Below are 17,202 nucleotides of genomic sequence, written 5' to 3' on the forward strand. Positions count from 1 at the left end.
AAGTCAGGAAGCTGAATTTTTGTTCTTAAACGCTCATTATTCATCATCAATGTCCGTAGTTATATTGGTATTTCTTCAGTGCTTTTCCCGTTTCATCTTCTACCTTTTCCAATCTTCCCGCTGAATCATACTGGTAAACGGCACGAACTCCCGTAGGCGGGGTCATCGTCTTCATTCTGTTTAAAGAATCAAACAGATAGGTAGTAATCTGGTAATTGCTCAGATTGGCATTGTTCCTGAAAGTATCCAGAGAATTCTGAAGATCCTGTTCAGAAACAACTGTCATATCAGATTTACTGATGAGATCAGAAATATACGGAGCGATCTGACTGTATGAAGCTCCTTCTATTTTAGCAATAGGCTGTGTTTTGTTGTAACCCCAAACCACAGAAACCGTTATTCCGTCTTTGGTGGTATACTCTTCTAAGTTCCCCTTTACATCATAACGACCGAAGATGATTTCTGAAATCAAACTGTTTTGAGAATCATAAGAAATGGTAGAAGAAGGATATTTATTTCCAGCATTATCATATTTGGTTTCTGTTCTTGTGATTATTTTTCCTGGGTCTAAACTATTTTTCTTAATAGTTGAAACAGTCTCTAAAGGAATTCCGGTCATATTAGCGGCAATAAGCTTTTGATTATTTTTATCTTGAGCGTATTGATACGTTGTTTCTTGTATGCTTCCATCAAATGAAGTAGATCTTTCCAGATTAGGTTTATTATTATGGTTATTTCTGAATACCTCATTTTTAGTTTCTGCAACTCCGGAATCAAAATAATTTTTTGAAGTTACTTTACTGTCTTTTATCCATGCTGTTTTTATATAAAAGTTATAAATATTAGAACTTGGAGTAACCCAATATTTAGGAGCATTATATTCAACTATTGTATAATCAAACGCATCTTCAGATACTTTTTGATTCAAAGAATTATAAATTTCCTTTTTATCAATTAACCCTCCTCTTACAAGATTATAATTTGGCCAAATACGATTAGTATTATCAAAAGTATAATCATCCGGAGCTTTAAAATAATATTTGGTATATCCCAAATCATTTCCTTGAGTTACCTTTACATTTTTATAAATAAAAGCAGGGCTAGCCATTTTCGCACCAAGTTTTCCTCCTTCAACTAAATATCCGGAATTCCCCGAATTATCAAACTTATTATAGTCATATTCTTCGATTCTTGCAGGAGTTATATTATAGAAACCATTATTACTTATAGTATTGAAATATTTAATATTCTTAATTCTCGGCAACCCTTCTAAAGCAGAATGTTGAATCATATCAAAATTATATTGAACTGTTCCTCCTGTAGGTAATATTACTTTATTTAAAATAGTATAAGTATTATAAGATTTTCCATTAATATGTCCATAATCATTGTAAAATGGAGCTTCATAACTAGCCCCTGTGTAATCAAAAGCATATTTTTCAATTATTTTCCCAGTGGAATCTATCTGACTAAATGATTTTAAAATTCTATAAGCTATTGAAGTGTTTTCCCATGAATTAGGATAATAACCATCATATGAATAATCAAATAAATATTTCTTAATAAAAATATTATTTGCAGTTTTAAGAACTACATTATTAATTCCAAAAATATCATTGCCGCTTCTAAGTGATTCGTCCCTGTCATAATTGATTTCTACGAGCCCATATCCTTTTGCTTCAATACGGGTGAGTTTATTAGTTTCAGTCTCAACAATTGGCATCCCTAGAAAATATTTTAAATCTCTTAAATAAGTATATTTTACAAGCTCCTGTCCATTTTCATCAAGAATAGAAGAAAGATAAAAGGCACTTCTGTATTTTGCTTCCGTATAAATATCTCCCACTGCCGGATCAGGATGAGACCAAACAAATACGTTCATAATGCCTATATCATAGTCTTTAAATACATATTTAATTCCGGTTTCACTTGTTATTGTAAAAGAATCTAAAATAAGAGTTGCCTGGTTATTGGTACGGGTATATTCAACTTTAGAGGTAAAGGGAGTAAGCTTTACCATTTCGAAAGTATTATTCACTATATCTCTTACAAATCTGAATTTACCAGACTCTCCTGGGATATTGAAATTATAAATATCATTGAATTCGTTTTTCTGATATGCATGAAAGCCAGAATCGTCGAAAGATTCGTCAAAATCTTCAAAAATCTCTCTTGAAATAGAACCTCCTGATAAAAATACCCATCCCTTTCCTACTTCACTCGTTCGATCTATAGCAGAAGTATTAGCGGCATGATAGCTAAGTCCTAAATTGATATTAACCAATTTACTTGCTGTTTCAAGACTAATAAATGGATAGGAAATTTCAGGAATACCTGTCTGCACAGAAACAGGAACTGTATTGTAAGTTGACAATCCTGCAATAGATGGGGTTGGTCTTACAACCGCATCATTTTGGCTTTGCCCGTTGTATAAAGCATAGCATAAAAAACATACCAGCCATAAAAATGTTTTCTTCATTGTCATCAGATTATTTTTTAATCAATTTAGCATTCGCTGTTTTATTCGTATCTGTTTTTATCGTCACCAGATATGCTCCCTGGACCAGAGCCTGTGTATTGATTTTAGTTACTCTGCTTTTAGTTTTTACGCTCTGAAGCTGTCTCCCGCTCATATCATACAATAGAATATCAGCATCTTTAAAATCAAAACCAATTTCTATGTAAGCGTAATCTGAAACAGGGTTCGGATAAATTTTGATATCGTATTTTTCAATTAACTGATCAACCTGTTTGTCTCCCAGTTTCACGATCTTCCAGTTTTCTTTACCCAATTCTTCTGCACTTGTTCCTGCCAAAACAATTGAACCGTCTCTGTTGAGTTTCAAATCTGAAAGTCTTTCTTCCTTCTTTCTGGATTCTCCTTTTACATGTTTTCTCCACTGTTCATTGCCATTATGATCAAGATAGAGCATCCAGAAAGTTTCATCATCAGTCTGAATTCTTCCCTCAGCCTGAGTATAGCCCCCTAGTAAAATTCCTTTGGAAGACTTGTCATCTGCTGCATGAAGAACACTCATGCTCATCAAAATATCACGGTTTTTGAAATTAAAGGATTTCTGCCACTGTTCATCACCTCTTTCATTTAAACAAATCAGCCAAAGATCTGTCCCTTCTTCTATTCCTACCGTTCTGTTTCCTGACCTTTCTGATCTGGATTCTCCACCAATGATGAAGCCAGTTGATGTTAATGCCAATGTTCTGATATGATCATCTCCTTTTCCTCCAAAGTTCTTTTCCCATTCTACTTTTCCTGATTTATCAAGCTTGACAATCCAGTAATCACCTTCTCCAAAATTGTCTGTGGATTTTGCGATACGGGATAGGGGGTTCGGGGAGGTTTCGCTTGTCTTTTCTCCAGATCCCGAAACACGGACCTCAGAACTCCTGGAATAAATTCCCAATAAAGCTCCTCCATCCTTCGTTGGAATCATCCTCTCCATTTCATCTAAGCCTTTTCCACCTAAGATTAATTGGGATAACTCTTTTCCATCTTTATCAAGTCTTGTGATCCAGACATCTTTGGAACCGTAACCTTTTGCAGCGTTTTGTACATTGCCTGCAACAAAAAATCCTAAATCTGTAGTTTGGATAACAGTTTTAGCTTCCTCATCGGAAGAGCTTCCTAAGGTTTTTTGCCATAATTCATCACTAAATTCATTGATTCTGATCAGCCAGATATCTGAACCTCCTTTAGAATCCTCTTTTTTATCCAGACCCTTCCCTGAATACGATGTTCCGGCTAATAGAAATCCACCGTCCTGCGTGGTGACGGTAGCTGATAAATAATCATGATTGGAGCCCGAAAAGTATTTTTCCCAGACTTCATTTCCCTGTTGATTCAGTTTTACAAGGTGAAAATCGTAACCGTTATTCTGTTTACTTCCAGCCTCCAGTTTCCCGCTTCCTGACTGTATAGAGCTTCCCGTAATAAGATATTGCTGATCAATGGTTGTGGTAACCTGGCTTAGAAAATCCTGGGTAGAGGATTTGATGTCTTTTTGCCACACCACTTCCTGGGCAGAGATACCCAAGACCGTGCATAAGGTGAATGCACTGATGTAGAATTTTTTCATTCCCGTGTTGTTGTTTTCTGAGTTAGTAATTAGTTTTATTAAAACTGTGCGAATTTAACACTTTTTAAGGCACAAAAATTACTTTCATGTGGTATGCTGTAAATCATACTATTTATTGTTAAATCCTCTTTAAAGTATATTAAGATTTATCTTATTCTGATACAAAATTATCCATACACAACGACAAAACATGTCGCATAAAAAAATTACTGAGTATAATTACATGACTATGACAATTACCAGGTTACGCTTACAGATTATGCCTACACAGTCTATAAAGCAGAAACCGCATCACCTGGGTTTGAGGTAAAACAGAACGAACTGAAACAGCTTTTTGCCAAGAGTCTTAAAACAGATGAAACCCTTCCTAAGGAGAATAAGTAAAATAAGAAAGATCCGGAACATCATTCCGGATCTTTTTATTTCTGCTGAAGAAGTATATAACCTGTCTTTTGTGGTTGGGAAATTCTCCGCCAGGGGTCAGAGCCCTTCAGTATATGTCTTTAATATTGACGATGGGGTTGTCCAACCGGAAATTTGATATAACAGACCTTAACGGAAGGTGAAAAGACCACAAAATAGTATTCCGGAACCTCAAATTATAGGCTCATATCCCATTTTTTGTATTAATGATCAATAAAGTATATTGTTTCAGTAATTAATTGAGTAGCAAATGTTGTATAATCTTTTAGGTTTTGGCTAAAGCCATTGGAAGAGGTTATTACTTGACAAATGGGCTTCCTTCGACTACGCTCAGGATAACAGTCCATTTCTATTGAATTTTCTTTTGCAGACAATACCCTGTTATTTCTTATAATAATGATGCGGAAAAGCCTCCTCCGGTTTCATTCTGAAAACATTCAACAGAATCCAGGATTTCAGGAATCCATAACCGTAAGAAAACATCTGAATATAAGTGGAAATAACCGCCATACCGGCAATACTGATATTTTTAGTCAGTAATAAAGCGTGAAACAACACCAAAAAGGTGTACACTCCATAAAAAGAAAGAATTATCCCTCTATGCATAATAAAATACTCCAGAAAGCCCATTGCATATCCTAACATAAATAAAGTAGGAAATGCAAAAGAAATCTTTACATAATTGGGATGTCTCTGATTAAGGATTGGTCTTGCACAGCCAAACTGATAAACCTGTTTGGAGAATTTTCCAAAATCGACTCTACGCTTGTGATAAACAGCAATATTGTCAAAAAAAGCAGTAGTAAATCCATTTTCCCAAAGCGTCATAGACAGATCCGGATCCTCTCCTATTCTCATTTCTGAAAATCCACCTACCTTTTCAAAAACAGACTTTTTCACTCCCATGTTAAAACTTCTGGGCTGAAATTTAGAAACAGCTTTTTTACTTCCCCTGATTCCTCCGGTAGTAAAAACAGAGGTCATGGAATAGGAAATAGCCTTCTGCATCAGATTGAATCCTTTATGAGCCTTATCTGCACCTCCAAACGCATCACAGGGAATTGTAAGAATATCGTTTTTAATATGTTCAATATAATCTTTTTCAACGATGACATCACTGTCTACAAATACCAGCCATTCATTGGCTGCTCTTGCTGCTCCGTAATTTCTTGTCAATCCAGGTCCTGAATTATCTTTTCTGAAATATTTAATATCCAACCCCTGCTCAAAGTTTTCGATAGTAGGTTTCAGGTCGATCAGAGAACCGTCATCTACAATAATGATCTCAAACTCCTTATCCGTCTGTTGGGTAAGAGAAGTCAGCAGCTCAAAAAGTTCATCTTTTCGGTTGTAAATGGCAACGACAATGGAAATAGTAGGCTTCAAATTGAAAATTTTTCAAAATTACTTATTCGCAGAACAACCTACAAACAGTTTAACAGCTTATTCAGAGAAATTAACGAAGTTCCATTCATCCTTTTTACTGTATAGATTTTACAAATGAAATTCTGAGCCAACAAATTTGACATTTTAAACAAAATAAACACGGGGAATCTACTCTAATTTTGCTATAGAAATTTAAAACAATAAAAAATGGAATCAACTATCAATGCATTGCAACAGCCTGTTCAATCGGGGTTCAATGCGTATTCAACAGCTCAGGAAGTTATTAAAGGAATCGATCTTACCGGAAAAACGGTGATCATTACCGGCGGTTATGCAGGAATTGGTCTTGAAACTACAAAAGCACTTAGCTCAGCCGGAGCTCACATTATTATTCCTGCAAGAGATATTGAAAAGGCCCGAAAAAACCTTTCAGGAATTGAAAATTTTGAACTCGAGGAAATGGACCTGATGAACCCGGCTTCTATTGATGCTTTTGCAGAACGATTTACAGCATCAGGGAGAAGTCTGGATCTGCTTATTAACAATGCTGGAATCATGTGGGTTCCTCTTCGCAGAGACAGCAGAGGTCTTGAATCTCAGCTGGCGACCAATTACCTTGGGCAGTTTCACCTTACTGCAAAATTATGGCCGGCTCTGAAAAAAGCTAACGGCGCAAGGGTGATCAGTGTTTCTTCTTATGGACATCAGATGTCTCCTTTTGATTTTGAAGATCCTAATTTTGAGAAAAGAGACTATGATACCTTATCCGGATATGGACAATCCAAAACAGCCTGTAATTTGTTTGCCATAGAACTTGATGAAAGAGGAAAAGAATTTAATATCAGAGCCTATTCCCTTCATCCCGGTTCCGTATACGGGACTGATCTGGGCAGAGAAGAGCCTGTTGAACTTTTTAAACAACTTGGAACGCATGATGAAAACGGAAATATCAAACCGGAGGTTGAAGCCCGTTTAAAAACGGTTCCACAAGGGGCTGCTACGACAATCTGGTGTGCTGTAAGTCCTCAACTTAACGAAATAGGTGGAGTGTATTGTGAAAACTGTGATATCGCAGAGGTCGACAGAGGACAGATTGAGCACAGGTTTGATGAACCGGCTACCATCCGCGGAGTACAGCCCTATTCTATTGACAAAAAAAATGCAAAAGAATTATGGAAACTGAGTGAAGAAATGTTGGGATTCCGCTTTGATGCCAAATAATTGTTTTTTAAATACATTTGTAATGAAAAACTTCTGACAATGGACTTCCAGATACAATACCTCACACCGGATATCAAGCTTTCCAGCTATGATGATAAGCTGTTCAAAACAGAAACGGTTTTTGAATATCATATGCTGGTCTGGTTTATATCAGGAGAAACAAAAATTATTCAGGCAGATAAAACCTATATTTTCAAAGCGGGAGATCTATTTCTGATCCCAAGAAATCATCTGGCAACAATCATTAATTATCCCAAAGACGGGCTTCCTCATAAAGCAGTAGCCATGCATCTTACCACAGAACGTCTGAAAGATTTTTACAGTTCTGTTGATTTTCAGAGGAAGACCGGATATCGTGAATCCAGCATTCACAGTTTCAGCAGTCACCCTCTTCTGAACAGCTGTCTGTCTTCTCTTATTCCTTATTTTGAAATTGAAGGGCCTTTTCCTGAGAATATCGCTCATTTAAAGATTACTGAAGCCATCAGTATTCTAAGAGAAATTGATCCGGATATAGATCATATACTTGCCGATTTTGATGAACCGGGAAAAGTGGATCTTATTAATTTTATGGAAAAGAATTATATGTTTAATATGCCTTTGGAACGGTTCGGATATCTTACGGGAAGGAGCTTATCTACTTTCAACCGTGATTTCAGAAAGATTTTTCAAACGACACCGCAGCGATGGCTTACTCAAAAGCGTCTTGAACTCGCCTATTATCATTTGTCTGAAAAGAATAAAAAACCTTCTGACATTTTCCTGGAAGTAGGCTTTGAAGATCTGTCGCATTTTTCGCACGCCTTTAAAAAACAGTATGGGTTTGCACCTTCACTGGCACGATAAAATAAAACAGGTTGTACCATATAAGTACAACCTGTTTTTATTATTTAATTAAATTAATAATCTACTGATATTATTTTTCCTGTGAAATATCTGGATCTTTTAACTCTTTCTTTTGAGCTATTACGTTATGATTTAGAGCCTTTCTTTTAGGTTTTGAGCGTGGCGATTTTGATCCGGGACTAAACAGTCCAAACGCATCCAAAACCACATCAAATACATCTAAAAAATTCCAGGACATTTTAATCTCAAAGTTTATTAATTTTTAGTTTATAACCAATTGTGTTATATAAACCAACCAGATCTGAAATAGATATACATGACCACAGAAATAAAGAAAACAATTACCGAACAGCTGAACAGAAGCAGTTTAGAAATATTTTTAAAATAATAAAACTCTATCACATGCAGGATAAAAAATAGTATAAACGAAATTCCAACTCCTATTAAGGAAGTTACCACCAAAGTTTGTGTATAATTTTGCGCAGGTAAAGGATCTTTAAAAACAATAAAAAAAGAAAATGCAGCCAATATGATAAATACTGCACTTACTTTCTCTGTGAAATATTTGTATCTCTTTGAACTCTTTTTTTGTGGCTTCTCATCATAGTTCAGGCTTTTTCTATCAGAAGTTGAACGTGAACCAGAACCAGAACCAGAACCAAATAGTTCCAATACATCTACAATTATATCAAGTCCATCAAGAAAATTCCAAGCCATCAGTTTATTATTTTAAACGATACAAACTGTTACTTATTATCTTCCAGCTTATGTATCTTCTTCGTTCCCTCATACATTTCGTACTGTAAAAATCTCGTTTCCAGTTTTCCGTTGAAAAGTTTAATCTTTCTTGAAGGACGAAGACCAATTTTCTTTACCGCTTCAAGGTCTGAAGAGATCAGCCACGCTAAGGTATTCGGGTAATTGGTTTTAAAGGTATCTCCTATTTTCTTGTAGAAATCATCATCATTGATAGAAATTCTCTCATCATATGGTGGATTGAATACCATTAATAAAGGGAACAATTCTTTCTTAGAATCAAAGAAATCTTGTTTTTTAATCTCGATCACATCTTCCATTTCTGCTGCTTCTACATTCATTCTTGCAGCATTCAGCATTCTTGCGTCGATATCATACCCAACAATTTTTCCATCAAACTGTCTGACTCTGTTAATTCTGAATTCTTTGATTTTCGAAAACAATTCTGCATCATAGTTATTCCAGTTCTGGAAGCCGAATCTCTTTCTGAAGATCTGAGCCGGAAGATCCATCGCAATCATAGCCGCTTCAATCAATAATGTTCCTGAACCGCACATAGGATCAAGGAAATTTCCTTTTCCGTCCCAGCCTGCCAGCTGAAGCATTCCGCTTGCAAGAACCTCATTGATAGGCGCTTCTCCCTGCTCTCTTCTGTACCCTCTCTTAAATAAAGGATCACCGGAAGAGTCCATTGAAATCATCACCAATTCTCTGTCAATATGAAGATGGAATTTGATATCCGGATTTCTCGTTTCCACATTCGGACGTCTTTTGAATTTTTCCTGGAAATAATCCACGATCGCATCCTTCATTTTTAAAGTCACAAACTGAGAATGCTTGAATGTTTCAGAGTTTACTGTAGCATCAATAGAGAAAGACTGATCAACATTCATGAAGTTTTCCCATTCAAATTTGAACAATCTATCGTAGAACTGATGTTGATTAAAAGCTTTGAACTCATGAATCGGAACCAGTATTTTCAATGCTGTTCTCGCAGAGTAATTGATCTTGTAAAGAAAACCAAGATCTCCTTCACAATTTACTGCCCTGTTTTTAATTTCAACATTCCTACCACCCAATTTTTTGATTTCTTCTGCCAGAATCTGCTCCAATCCGAAGAATGTCTTTATCTGTATTTTAATATTTTCTGTATCCATAAGTATGAATTAAAAGATTTAAAGCTTTAATAATTAAAAGATTAGCCATCCAATTCCTTGTCCAATTGAAATTTTCAATCTCTTAATGTTGTAAAATACTTTGCTTTTAACCGCACAAATTTAGTTATTTTTGCATTATGGAATGGTTTGAATCTTGGTTTGATACCCCTTATTATCATTTGCTTTATAGCAACAGAGACTATACTGAAGCTGAAAACTTCATTAAAAAGCTCACGGCGGACCTTCAGTTGCCGCCTCAGTCGAAAATCATAGATCTTGCCTGCGGAAAGGGAAGACACTCTGTTTTTCTTAATAAATTAGGGTATGATGTTTTAGGTCTTGACCTTTCTAGACAAAGCATTGAGTCTGACAAACAGTATGAAAATCAAACCTTGATTTTTGAAGTTCATGATATGAGAAACCCAATTGATGCAGACCCTATGGATGCTGTATTCAATTTATTTACAAGTTTTGGGTATTTTGACAATGAAAATGATGATAAAAAGGTATTTCAGTCTGTTTACAATGCATTGAAGCCCGGAGGATATTTTGTTCTTGATTATCTGAATGAAGCGTATGTAAGAAATACGCTGATCCCTGAAACAACAGTAACACGCGGTGATATTGATTTCAGAATCCTGAAAAAAATCGAAGGCAGACATGTCATCAAAGATATCCGTTTTGAAGCTGACGGTAAGCCGTTTCATTTTTTTGAAAAGGTAAAGCTTCATACATTGGAAGCTATTCACAACTATGCTTCGGAATGTGGTTTTGAAAGAATAAAAATCTGGGGAGACTATCAGCTGAATGAATTTAATAAAGAAAATTCCCCACGTTGTATCAATTTATTTAAGAAAAAATAATGATAACAGTACTTTTACTGATTTTAAGTGTAATAACAGGAGTATTTCTGGGAAAGCACTTTGGTAAAAAAGAAAAACTGGCCAAAAATCTTTTGATATTGAGTGCCGGTTTTTTAATTACGATCTGTCTCAATGAAGTTTTCCCTCAGGTTTATACCTCTGCCGGAAGCAGTAATCTTGGGATATTCGTCATCGGAGGAGTTCTTCTTCAGATGATTCTGGAAGCTCTTACCAAAGGTTTTGAACATGGGCATTTCCATCATCATAGTGAACACAATATTCTTCCTGCTGCTTTAATGGTAGGATTGTTTATTCATGCTTTCATTGAAGGAATTCCTCTTGCCAATGAAGAACACGAGATGTCTCCTTATCTTTGGGGAATTGTGTTTCACAATCTCCCTATTTCATTTATTCTGGGAGCATTTTTATTTAACAGAAAAGGAGAATCAAAAAGTTCTTCATCGTACCCCTCTATTCTCATTGTAGCCTTATTTGCTCTGGCTTCTCCAATGGGAATGTTGCTAGGAAACTATTTCAATCCTGATCTTCAGCCCTATTTTCTGGCTATCGTAGGGGGAATTTTCCTTCACATTTCATCAGTGATCATTTTTGAAAGTAATAAAAATCACAATATTGACTGGGTAAAGATCGGACTGGTTGTTTTAGGAGTTTCACTTGCATTAATGATGCATCTCTTCCACCAACATCCTGCTGCCCATTCTCATTAAAAAATAAAAAAAGCTCCGGAATCCGGAGCTTTTTTATTGTATATAGCTTATGTAAAGCTTAGAACTTCCATCCTACTGTAAGGAAGAAATTATTTCTGTTATTTTTAACCTCACTTGCAGCATATGAATCACTTTCAAAGATGTTACTAGCAGAATAATAAGATGAATCAGAATTTCCGTCCATATATCCTCTCATAAAAGGGTTAGTATACTTAGATGAGATATTCTGATAAGATGCGTCTACATAGAAAGATTTGAAATCATACCCGATACCGAAAGAAAGCGTATTTCTATCGCTTAGCATCATGTTGCTGTATGATTGATCTCCTACGCTTCCGGCATCATTAAATCTACTGATCGTAAGTGCATCAAAAGGACTTGACTGGTAAGCATAACCTCCTCTCAGTCTGAACTGCTGTACTCTGTACTCAGCTCCTACTCTTACTTCAGAAAGGTTTTTGTAATTCTCTTTAAAGAAATCATTTAATGATCTTTCTGCACCGCCGTATACTTTATAATCAGGCTTTGTAAGTCCAAGGGTATAATCTACATTCAAAGAGAAGTTTTTACTTGCTACAAATGCAGCACTCACAGTTGCTTTAAGCGGTGAAGTAAACTTTCTGTTCTCAGCTCCCATATCATCTCCGTAAACAGGATCATTATAGAAATAATAATTTCTGTCTATTGTCCAGAATGTAGGTGTTTCAAGAGACGCTCCTACTCTGAAGTTAGGACTTAGTTTTCCGATCACCCCTAATGAAGCAGAAAAACCTGAAGATCTTTCTGTATAAGGAGTATCCTGCTTACTGAATCCTTCCGTAGAATTATTGGCAATGTTTCGGTAAAATAAAGTATCATATTGATCAACTGAAGCGTTGAAAAAATTGAAACCCGCCCCTAAATATAAATTATGATTATAATTGGCTCCTACCCCAAAGCTCATCTTTGACAGATTACCATATCTTTCATATATATGTCCCGCCAATGCAGCATCCTTGGTTATATCATCTTTATCAAAGGCGTAGACAACATTGTTATTACCCGGTGACTGGATTACATTATCAAGAGACTGATTGGAGAAATTAATACCGATATTAATAAACTTCCATCCGATTTCTGTCATTAGTGGGAAAGCAATGATCCCGCCTGCATTTCCAAGGTCTCCCTTAGTTTTGCTATAGTCTATGGTAGATCCAGCTAAAGAGCTGCTGTTTTTATTGCCTAAAATAGATAAAGTTCCTGAAACCTCTCCTGAAATAGCTACCCCTAAACCTGCCGGGTTGGTAAGCAAAGAGTTTGCATCACCACCTAGCGCACCATTAGATCCAGCCATTGCATTGAACTTAGCCGATCCCACCATAGGAGTACTTGAGTAAACATCCACGGTATTTCTTATCACAGAAACATCCTGAGCCTGTGCATAAAATGCAGCAGAAATACTCATTAATACTAAAGATTTTTTTAACATTATTTTTTAATAGTTTATTCGTTTGAAAATTATCTGAATCCACCTCTTCCGCCGCCGCCGGATCTCATTCCGCCACCGCCGCCAGAAGAACCGCCTCTGAAGCCACCGCCACCAGAGTTGAAGCCGCCGCTAGATCTGAAACCTCCTGAATCATTAGATCTGAAGCCTCCACTATTGTTGTTTCTAGGCTGTGGTTGCTGATAATTATAGTTAGGTCTTGTCTGTGGTGCTGTATTACGGAATCCACCATTGGACTGTGTATTTCTGAAACCGCCATTTGAGTTGGAATTTCTGAAGCCACCATTATCTGTGTTTCTAAATCCTCCATTACTATTTCTGAAACCGCCATTTGAATTAGAATCTCTGAAACCACCATTATTTCCGTTTCTGAAACCGCTATTAGTATTTCTGAAGCCTGAATTAGCCGTATTGGTTCTGTATACTGCGTTTGCTACACCTGTATTCTGGAATCCTCCTCCACTAGCACCGCTTCTTCTATACACTGGTCTGTTGTAGTAGCCACCACCCCAGTAACCGCCTCCGTATCCCCAGTAAGGATTTCCGTAGCCACCCCAGAATGGATCGTAATATCCACCATATCCCCAGTATGGGCTTCCCCATCCGTAAGAGCCTCCCCAGCCCCAGCCGAATGATCCGCCCCAACCCCAGGACATACTAGCACCCCAGCCCCAGCCACGGTTCATACCCCAACCCCAATACGGGCTGTAACCACCATACCATCCCCAAGGAGATCCCCAGGAGTTGTCATAATAGTTGGTTTGAGAACCTGCATAAAGTCCCCAGTCTGAATCTGTAGCGTTGGAGTTCCAATTCGGATTGGTATTGCTCCAGTCATTATATCTGTTTTGCTGTTCTCGGGAATTCGTCTGTGCATTTTGAATAACATTGGAATCCTGATAATAGTCATAGTATTCTCCTACTCTGTTTCCGCTATCATTGATGATAACTCCTTCAGGTAGCGTATCCTTATTGGGGTCGTAATACACCCCATCCGTCTCGCTATACCCTCCCATCTGAGCACCACAAGACACAAGTAATAATCCGCCTGATATAGCCAACACCCCTTTGGATCTTAGCAGACCAAGCAAATTTTTATGTATATTTCTTTTCATGATAACGTAAAAATTTTTAATTTAAATTATATTTGCAATCTGTACCAAAAATGTACCAAAATACTGGTAAAAAAATCTATCAAAAATAGATTTTTATTTTTAGATAACAATAATGTACAAAAGTTAAAAAAATTTAAAAAAATAATGGCAAAATTAACCTCAAGAAGCGAAGATTACAGCAAATGGTATAATGAGCTGGTTGTAAAAGCTGATTTAGCTGAAAACTCAGGCGTGCGTGGATGTATGGTGATCAAACCGTATGGCTATGCGATCTGGGAAAAAATGCGTGATGAAATGGATAGAAAATTCAAAGAAACAGGTCACGTTAACGCATACTTCCCGCTTTTTGTGCCCAAGAGCTTGTTTGAGGCTGAGGAAAAAAATGCAGAAGGTTTTGCAAAAGAATGTGCTGTTGTTACCCACTACAGATTAAAAACCGATCCGGACAATCCATCTAAACTGATTGTGGATCCGGATGCAAAATTGGAAGAAGAACTTATCGTTCGTCCTACTTCGGAAGCAATTATCTGGAATACCTACAAAAACTGGATTCAGTCTTACAGAGACTTACCGATATTGATCAACCAATGGGCGAATGTTGTTCGTTGGGAAATGAGAACACGTCTTTTCTTAAGAACTGCAGAATTCTTATGGCAGGAAGGCCACACCGCTCACGCTACGAAAGATGAAGCTGTTGAAGAAGCAGAAAAGATGAATAAAGTATATGCAGATTTTGCAGAAAACTTTATGGCAATGCCGGTAATTCAAGGGTTGAAAACTCCATCTGAAAGATTTGCAGGAGCTGATGAAACCTATTGTATTGAAGCTTTAATGCAGGATGGAAAAGCTTTACAGGCAGGAACATCTCACTTCTTAGGGCAGAATTTTGCAAAAGCATTTGACGTAAAATTCACTAATAAAGAAGGAAAAATAGAACATGCATGGGCTACATCATGGGGAACATCAACTCGTTTGATGGGAGCTTTGATTATGACGCACTCTGATGATTTCGGATTGGTATTGCCACCTACTCTGGCACCGATTCAGGTAGTGATTGTTCCGATCTTTAAAGGAGAAGAGCAGCTAGAGCAAATCAGTGAAGTAGCTTTGGATATTCAGGCTAAACTGAGAGCTAAAGGTATTTCTGTGAAATTTGATAATGATACTCAGAACAAACCAGGATGGAAATTTGCAGAATATGAATTGAAAGGAGTTCCTGTTAGAATCGCAATGGGACCAAGAGATCTGGAAAATAAATCTGTGGAAATCGCGAGAAGAGATAATCTGACGAAAGAAGTTCGTTCTATTGAAGGTCTGGATTCTTATATCGAAGAGTTATTAAAAACTATTCAGCAGGACCTTTATAATAAAGCATTTGAATTCAGAAAAAATAATATGACGAAAGTTGATACTTACGAAGAGTTCAAAAAAGTTCTGGAAGAGAAAGGAGGTTTCATCTATGCTCACTGGGATGGTACGGCTGAAGAAGAGGAACAGATCAAGGATGAAACAAAGGCAACAATCAGATGTATTCCTTTAGATGATGATATAGAAGAAGGAATTTCATTAATTTCCGGAAAACCTTCTAAGAGACGTGTATTATTCGCAAAAGCTTATTAATAATTTTAATGATTTAGAAAAAAATCGTTAATTTTCAAAGAAATATTCAAAAAAAAGTGACATTTGGACGGATTTTTGTTTAAATTTATCTCAACATTAATCAAAAAAATTTATTATTATGTCTTTAAATGTCATTGATTTAATTAAAGGACAATTAGGTCCCGCTTTAGTTTCACAGGCTGCTTCGCAGTTTGGAGAAAGTGAATCCGGTATTTCTAAAGCAATTGGTGGATTATTACCTGCTGTAGTAGGTGGATTAGCCAATAGTGCAGATAAGCCTGGCGTTGTGGAAGCTATTACACAAGCCTCTTCAAGTGGAATTTTAGGAAATCTATTAGGTGGTTCATCTAGCAACCCTATTATTTCTAACTTGTTGTCTTCAATTTTTGGAGATAAAATAAGCGGATTGGTCAATTCCATTGCCAGTTTTTCAGGAGTAAGCAATACCTCTGCAGGTTCTTTGTTAAACCTGGTGACTGGAGCTACGGTAGGCACGGTTGGAAAATATGCGGCAGACAATAATTTGGGTGCTTCAGGTATTTCCAGCTTGCTGAACGATCAGAAAGGCATTATTTCTTCCTTATTGCCAGCAGGTCTTTCTTTGGCTTCCTTTGGATTAGGAGCTGAAAATTGGTTTGGCCAGGCGAAGGAAACAGTTTCTTCGGTAACTTCTACTGCTAAAGATAACATCGCAGAAGGTGTTGCTACAGCAAGAGAAAATGTTTCTGAAGGAGCAAGAGAAATAAGAGAACAATTTAACGATAATAATAACAATAATCAAGGCGGAGGCTCCATCTGGAAATGGCTGCTTCCGCTTTTACTGTTATTGGCAGCCGGATATTTCTTATGGAAACAGTGCGAGAAAAAACAGACGACTACCACAACTACCAGTACGTCTGACTCAGCAACAACAAGTTCTACTGCAGATACAGCTACAACAGGAACTGCAACACCTGTTCCGGCTACTGCTAAAACCGATGAAAACATTGATCTTAATGGTGTGATGTTAAAAGGTTATAAAGGCGGTATGGAGGATCAGATGATTACTTTCCTGAAATCCGGAGCTTACAAAAATGCAGCTGATGATTCAGCATTGAAAGATAAATGGTACGATTTCGACCATGTTAATTTCAAAATGGGAAGTTCTACTGAACTTGAAGCAGGTTCACAAGGCCAGCTGGATAACCTGGTAGCTATCCTTAAAGCTTTCCCTGATGCAAAAATCAAAATCGGAGGTTATACAGATAAAACCGGAAACGAAGCTTCTAACGTAAAATTATCAAAGGCCAGAGCTGAATTTATCAAGGCCGCTCTAGGCAAAGCAGGAGTTGGAGCTCAGGTAATTGCTGCTGACGGATACGGAAGCCAATTTGCTAAAGTAGACGCTAAAGCTTCTGATGCGGAAAGAGCTGCTGATAGAAAAATGTCTGTAAGATTTGCAAAATAATCTTTAGATTCAATAAAAATTAGATCCCGGGAATGATTTCCCGGGATTTTTTCATGCAGT

14 protein-coding genes are annotated in these 17,202 nt (G+C 36.9%); 6 read left to right on the forward strand and 8 right to left on the reverse strand.

Annotated elements, in window-relative coordinates; genetic code table 11:
* Positions 1–46: 46 nt before the first annotated feature.
* The 3 genes from ACPF63_RS14425 to ACPF63_RS14435 form a co-directional block, all read right to left on the reverse strand.
* Positions 47–2,479 carry a hypothetical protein gene (locus ACPF63_RS14425; protein WP_426480384.1) on the reverse strand — a complete coding sequence of 811 codons (2,433 nt, stop codon included), beginning with the start codon at positions 2,477–2,479 and terminating at the stop codon, positions 47–49.
* Between the two features lie 10 nt (positions 2,480–2,489).
* Complete coding sequence (locus ACPF63_RS14430; RefSeq protein ID WP_426480385.1) at positions 2,490–4,094, reverse strand: T9SS type A sorting domain-containing protein; 1,605 nt, start codon at positions 4,092–4,094, stop codon at positions 2,490–2,492.
* Positions 4,095–4,898: 804 nt separating this feature from the next.
* Positions 4,899–5,903 carry a glycosyltransferase gene (locus ACPF63_RS14435; RefSeq protein WP_426480386.1) on the reverse strand — a complete coding sequence of 335 codons (1,005 nt, stop codon included), beginning with the start codon at positions 5,901–5,903 and terminating at the stop codon, positions 4,899–4,901.
* 207 nt (positions 5,904–6,110) lie between these two features.
* Here ACPF63_RS14435 and ACPF63_RS14440 point away from each other — a divergent pair, with 207 nt between their 5' ends.
* The gene (locus ACPF63_RS14440; RefSeq protein WP_426480387.1) at positions 6,111–7,124 is read left to right on the forward strand and encodes an SDR family NAD(P)-dependent oxidoreductase; all 1,014 of its coding nucleotides are present in this window, start codon (positions 6,111–6,113) and stop codon (positions 7,122–7,124) included.
* Positions 7,125–7,163: 39 nt separating this feature from the next.
* Entirely contained in the window at positions 7,164–7,970 is an 807-nt protein-coding gene (locus ACPF63_RS14445; protein ID WP_426480388.1) for a helix-turn-helix domain-containing protein, read from the forward strand.
* 70 nt (positions 7,971–8,040) lie between these two features.
* Here the strand turns inward: ACPF63_RS14445 and ACPF63_RS14450 are convergent, their stop codons facing one another.
* From ACPF63_RS14450 to ACPF63_RS14460, 3 genes are read right to left on the reverse strand one after another with little or no spacing between them, the layout of a single operon-like run.
* The gene (locus ACPF63_RS14450; RefSeq protein ID WP_426480389.1) at positions 8,041–8,208 is read right to left on the reverse strand and encodes a hypothetical protein; all 168 of its coding nucleotides are present in this window, start codon (positions 8,206–8,208) and stop codon (positions 8,041–8,043) included.
* Between the two features lie 44 nt (positions 8,209–8,252).
* On the reverse strand, positions 8,253–8,687 hold the full coding sequence (locus ACPF63_RS14455; protein WP_426480390.1) for a branched-chain amino acid ABC transporter substrate-binding protein: 435 nt from the start codon (positions 8,685–8,687) through the stop codon (positions 8,253–8,255).
* Positions 8,688–8,716: 29 nt separating this feature from the next.
* Positions 8,717–9,883: a THUMP domain-containing class I SAM-dependent RNA methyltransferase gene (locus tag ACPF63_RS14460; RefSeq protein WP_426480391.1), complete on the reverse strand. Its 1,167-nt coding sequence runs from the start codon at positions 9,881–9,883 to the stop codon at positions 8,717–8,719.
* Between the two features lie 137 nt (positions 9,884–10,020).
* Here ACPF63_RS14460 and ACPF63_RS14465 point away from each other — a divergent pair, with 137 nt between their 5' ends.
* Positions 10,021–10,746 (forward strand): class I SAM-dependent DNA methyltransferase, encoded by a 726-nt coding sequence (locus tag ACPF63_RS14465; protein ID WP_426480392.1) that lies wholly within the window; start codon positions 10,021–10,023, stop codon positions 10,744–10,746.
* Between the two features lie 2 nt (positions 10,747–10,748).
* Positions 10,749–11,474 carry a ZIP family metal transporter gene (locus tag ACPF63_RS14470; protein ID WP_426483223.1) on the forward strand — a complete coding sequence of 242 codons (726 nt, stop codon included), beginning with the start codon at positions 10,749–10,751 and terminating at the stop codon, positions 11,472–11,474.
* Positions 11,475–11,532: 58 nt separating this feature from the next.
* On the opposite strand, the gene ACPF63_RS14475 is transcribed toward ACPF63_RS14470, so the two are convergent.
* Both ACPF63_RS14475 and ACPF63_RS14480 read right to left on the reverse strand, forming a co-directional pair.
* Positions 11,533–12,918: an OmpP1/FadL family transporter gene (locus ACPF63_RS14475; protein WP_426480393.1), complete on the reverse strand. Its 1,386-nt coding sequence runs from the start codon at positions 12,916–12,918 to the stop codon at positions 11,533–11,535.
* Between the two features lie 53 nt (positions 12,919–12,971).
* Positions 12,972–14,075 (reverse strand): prolyl-tRNA synthetase, encoded by a 1,104-nt coding sequence (locus ACPF63_RS14480; RefSeq protein WP_426480394.1) that lies wholly within the window; start codon positions 14,073–14,075, stop codon positions 12,972–12,974.
* 144 nt (positions 14,076–14,219) lie between these two features.
* On the opposite strand from ACPF63_RS14480, the gene proS reads away from it, so the two are divergent.
* Together proS and ACPF63_RS14490 are read left to right on the forward strand one after the other, a co-directional pair.
* Entirely contained in the window at positions 14,220–15,695 is a 1,476-nt protein-coding gene (gene proS / locus ACPF63_RS14485; RefSeq protein ID WP_426480395.1) for a proline--tRNA ligase, read from the forward strand.
* Positions 15,696–15,813: 118 nt separating this feature from the next.
* Complete coding sequence (locus ACPF63_RS14490) at positions 15,814–17,142, forward strand: DUF937 domain-containing protein (RefSeq protein ID WP_426480396.1); 1,329 nt, start codon at positions 15,814–15,816, stop codon at positions 17,140–17,142.
* Positions 17,143–17,202 lie beyond the last annotated feature (60 nt).

Source organism: Chryseobacterium sp. R2ACT005, from assembly GCF_049949215.1.
In the GTDB taxonomy this organism is placed as follows: domain Bacteria; phylum Bacteroidota; class Bacteroidia; order Flavobacteriales; family Weeksellaceae; genus Chryseobacterium.